The following is a 4,219-nucleotide window of genomic DNA, read 5'->3' on the forward strand; positions in this document are numbered from 1 at the left end:
ACCGGCGCATATCTTGCGCGTCGCGTACTTTGGCCACGATGCCGCTTGCTTCCAAGCGCACCAGCCTGTCGGTCAGGATGTTCGTGGCAATCCCTTCGCCACCGTTCAGAAAGTCATGGAAGGTCTTGCCACCTTTGAACATCAGATCCCGCACGACCAGCAAGGTCCAGGGATCGCCCACCAGGTCCAGAGCAATTCCGATCGGGCAACCCGACCGGCGTATCCGCGCTTGACGCCTTTGCATGCATTTTCTCCACATTTCACTTGCAAAAAGCAAGTCATATTGAATATCATACTTGCGCATTGCAAGCAACAACAGGGCAGACCTCGACCACCGCAAGACCCAAGCCATCCATCCGCGCCGGCTGCTCGGCGCCCTGCGTTGCAAACCCACCCCTTCGAGGAGCTGCGTCAACGAACCTCACCCAAGAATAGGAATTGGAGCCATGAAAAAACCCTTTCTGCTGGCTGTCCTGGCGTATCTGGTGCCGACCTTCATCACCGGCTTCGTGTGGCATCTCGTGGCCTTCCACGATACCTATGTGCAGCTGAACATTTACCGGCCTGATCCGATCATTCCATTCGGCTTTGGCTCCATGCTGGTGCAGGGACTGATCTTTGCCTGGGCGTATCCGCGCTTGTTCAGCACCTCGCCCGACACCTGGATCCGGAGCGCATGTCACGCCGGCCTGGTGTTTGCGGCACTGTCTTGGTCCTTCACCACCATCGCCGTCGCGGCGAAACACCCGATGAGCTCGGTGTCGGCGTATTTCCTCATCGAAACCGGCTTTACGCTGCTGCAGTTTCTATTGGTGGCACCGCTCATGGCATGGGCATGGCGTGGCAGTCCAAATACCAGTGCTTGAAAGCCCAGGCGTGTACCTGCGCTGGGCCACCCCTGCCCTCAGCCGCGCGAATACGCCAGACCCGAGGCCACGCCGCCGAACAGGTCGCCCTCCACCATCGGCACGCCCGCAAACGCGGCTTGCAGAGCTTGCTGGAACGGGCGCAGAGCCGATGAGCCACCGGTGAGGTAGATGGCGTCGGGCATGCGCTGCCCCAGGCCCGCGCTTTGCACGCAGGCGTGTGCGCAGGCCACGGTGCGTTCGAGCAAGGCCGCCAGTTGCGCCTGCATGTGTGCCGGGTCCATGGCCGCGTCCAGTCCGGCTTCCAGGCTGGACAAATCCACCTGGGTGGTCGCGTCGCTTTGTGAACAGCGGATTTTGGCCTGCTCGACTTCAAAGGCGATGCGGTGACCAAGCCGGTGTTGCAGCACCTCCATCAAGCGCTGGTGCAGGCGCGGCTCGCTGTAGTTGACGCGCAGCGCCTGGGCCTGGGCCATGGCGCGGGGGTGGTACAGCCACTGGATGAGGTGCCAGGTCGACAAGTCCATGAACACGCGGTGCGGCACTTCGCGCCCTTGTGGGCCGGTGTGGCGGTAGCCCAGCAAGGGCATGACCTGGGCCAGGCTGAGGCGTTGGTCGAAATCGGTGCCACCTACGTGCACGCCGGCGGTGGCCAGCACATCGTCGCTGCGGTCCACGCGGTGCATGCGCTGCGGCCCCAGGCGCACCACGGTGAAGTCGGAGGTGCCGCCGCCGATGTCGGCCACCAGGACCAGGCTTTCACGCGTCAGGCGGCGTTCGTGGTCCAGCGCGGCGGCAATGGGTTCAAGCTGGAACCGCACCTCTTCAAAGCCCACCGCATGGGCGGCTTGCTGCAAAGAGCGCTGGGCCAGCGCGTCGCGCTCGGGGTTGTCGTCGACAAAATGCACCGGCCGCCCCATGACCACGCGCGTGGGCGCCACGCCCAGCGCCTGTTCGGCGCGCTCGCGCAAGGCTTGGAGAAAGATGGCGACGATGTCCTGGAAACTGATCTGCTGGTGGTTCACCTCGGTGGTTTCCAGCAGCAGCGGGCTGCCGAGCAGGCTCTTGAGCGAACGCATCAGGCGCCCCTCGGTACCGCTCAAGTACTGGGCCACGGCGTCGCGCCCGAAGTGGGTGCAATGGTCTTCGGCGTTGAAGAACACGGCGGTGGGCATGGAAGTGGCTTCGCCTTCGAGCGGGATCAGGCGCGCCGGGCCGTGGGCGTCGGCCCAGGAAACGGACGAGTTGGAGGTGCCGAAGTCGATGCCGAGCGTGCCAGGAAGCGAATCGGTCATGGGAGGTGGAGCAATGGGGGAATCGAAAAACAAGGCCGGGCGGGTGCACCGAAGACGGGCGACGGACGCTTTTGGACGCATCGCGCAGGACCGGCGATTCTGCCACCTTGGGTGGCCGAGCGCTTTTGCGCGCCGCCGCAGCGTGCTGGGCAGCAGGCCCGGTAAAATCGTGCTTTTCCCCACCACCGCGCCCGCCGCGTCCCACATGTCCATTTTTGCCCGCCCGCACTACGTGTCCGACGCCACCCATTTCATCGAACAGCTCAAGTCGGCCAAACCGACACTGGAACAAGAGCAGCGCAAAGGCCGTTCGCTGCTGTGGGACAAACAGATCGACCGCGACTTCCAGGCCCAGGCCCAAGCAGCGCAGGTGCCCCAGAGTCCCTACGTCTACCAGACCGAGTCCGACCACCTCTGACACGCCAGCAACAGCCCGGCATGACGAACGAGGTCACCACGCTCGATCAAGCCCCCGACGGGCTGGAGGCGCTGCTGCCCGCCGTGGTCGACCAAGTAGCGCTGGCGCGCCTGTATGGCGAGCCGCTGTTCGCCATGCCGCGCGACCTGTACATCCCGCCGGACGCGCTGCAGGTGTTTCTGGAGGCCTTCGAAGGCCCGCTGGACTTGCTGCTGTACCTGATCCGCAAGCAAAACTTCAACATCCTCGACATTCCCATGGCGGCGGTGACGCGCCAGTACCTGAGCTATGTCGATGAAATCCGGGCCAGCAACCTGGAGCTGGCGGCCGAGTACCTGCTGATGGCGGCGATGCTGATCGAGATCAAATCGCGCATGCTGCTGCCGCCCAAAAAGGTGGCCGAAGGCGAAGAGGCCGAAGATCCCCGGGCCGAGCTGGTGCGCCGCCTGCTCGAATACGAGCAGATGAAGCTCGCCGCCCACCGCCTGGCCGAGGTGCCGCAGTACGGACGCGACTTTCTGCGTGCGCAGGTGTTTGTGGAACAAGCGCTGATGCCGCGTTTCCCCGACGTGAGTCTGCCCGACCTGCAAAGCGCCTGGCGCGACATACTGGGCCGCGCCAAGCTGGTGCAGCACCACAAGATCAGCCGCGAGGAGTTGTCGGTACGCGAACACATGAGCATCGTGCTGCGCCGCCTGCAAGGCCGCCGCTTCGTGGAATTTGCCGAGCTGTTCGACCCGAGCCTGGGCACGCCCACCCTGGTGGTGACCTTTATTGCCATGCTGGAACTGGCCAAGGAAACCCTGATCGAGCTGACCCAGGCCGAGGCCTTCGCCCCCATCTACGTGCGCCTGGCCTATACGCCCAATTGACGCGGGCGCTCACCCAGGCGTGCGACTCTGCCAAGATCGTGCGCAGAGCGGCCCCTATCCACACCCCGACCCCGAATCCCCATGAGCAACTCCCACGCTTTTGACGTCCTCATCATCGGCAGCGGCCTGGCGGGTCTGACCGCCGCGCTGCGCCTGGCCCCCACCCACAGCGTGGCGGTGGTGACCAAACGCAACATGGCCGACGGTTCAAGCAACTGGGCCCAAGGCGGTATCGCTGCCGTGCTGGCCGACAGCGACAGCTTTGATTCGCACGTGGACGACACGCTGGTGGCCGGGGCCGGTCTGTGCGACCTGGAAGCCACCCGCTTCACAGTGGAAAACGCGCCCACCGCCGTGGCCTGGCTGCGCGAGCTGGGTGTGCCCTTCACCACCGACAAAGGCGACCTGCACCTGACCCGGGAAGGCGGCCACAGCCACCGCCGCATCGTGCACGCGGCCGACGCCACCGGCGCGGCCGTGCAGGCCACGCTGATGGAGCGGGTGCGCCAGACACCCGGCATCACCCTGTTCGAACACCACACCCTGGTCGACCTGATCACCGACCGCCACCTGCCCGACCGCAAGGCCAAGTCCAAGTCGGCACAGCGCTGCCACGGCGCCTATGTGCTGGACGAAGCCAGCGACCAAGTGGTCACCTTCACCGCACCGCACACCATCCTGGCCACCGGTGGCGCCGGCAAGGTCTACCTCTACACCACCAACCCGGACACCGCCACCGGCGACGGCATCGCTGCGGCCTGGCGAGCG

General features: G+C 64.9%; 6 protein-coding genes. 4 read left to right on the forward strand and 2 right to left on the reverse strand.

The genetic code is table 11. The features are described from left to right. A partial coding sequence (locus ABYB95_RS18165; protein WP_372660074.1) for a winged helix-turn-helix transcriptional regulator occupies positions 1–304 on the reverse strand: 304 nt, incomplete at its 3' end. Between ABYB95_RS18165 and ABYB95_RS18170 the strand changes: the two genes are divergently transcribed. Then, entirely contained in the window at positions 297–866 is a 570-nt protein-coding gene (locus tag ABYB95_RS18170; protein WP_372660076.1) for a DUF1761 domain-containing protein, read from the forward strand. The genes ABYB95_RS18165 and ABYB95_RS18170 overlap by 8 nt on opposite strands. A 38-nt stretch (positions 867–904) precedes the next feature. Here the strand turns inward: ABYB95_RS18170 and ABYB95_RS18175 are convergent, their stop codons facing one another. Further along, positions 905–2,161 (reverse strand): Hsp70 family protein, encoded by a 1,257-nt coding sequence (locus ABYB95_RS18175; RefSeq protein ID WP_372660078.1) that lies wholly within the window; start codon positions 2,159–2,161, stop codon positions 905–907. A gap of 169 nt (positions 2,162–2,330) precedes the next feature. Between ABYB95_RS18175 and ABYB95_RS18180 the strand changes: the two genes are divergently transcribed. From ABYB95_RS18180 to ABYB95_RS18190, 3 genes are all read left to right on the forward strand, one after another. Continuing rightward, on the forward strand, positions 2,331–2,579 hold the full coding sequence (locus ABYB95_RS18180; protein WP_372660080.1) for a DUF3460 family protein: 249 nt from the start codon (positions 2,331–2,333) through the stop codon (positions 2,577–2,579). 20 nt (positions 2,580–2,599) lie between these two features. Continuing rightward, complete coding sequence (locus tag ABYB95_RS18185) at positions 2,600–3,451, forward strand: ScpA family protein (protein WP_372660082.1); 852 nt, start codon at positions 2,600–2,602, stop codon at positions 3,449–3,451. 81 nt (positions 3,452–3,532) lie between these two features. Beyond that, positions 3,533–4,219 (forward strand): FAD-dependent oxidoreductase (locus tag ABYB95_RS18190; protein WP_372660084.1); only part of this gene is annotated, 687 nt, incomplete at its 3' end.

Origin of the sequence: Hydrogenophaga sp. (genome assembly GCF_041633695.1) — a bacterium.
Classification (GTDB): Bacteria; Pseudomonadota; Gammaproteobacteria; order Burkholderiales; family Burkholderiaceae_C; genus Hydrogenophaga.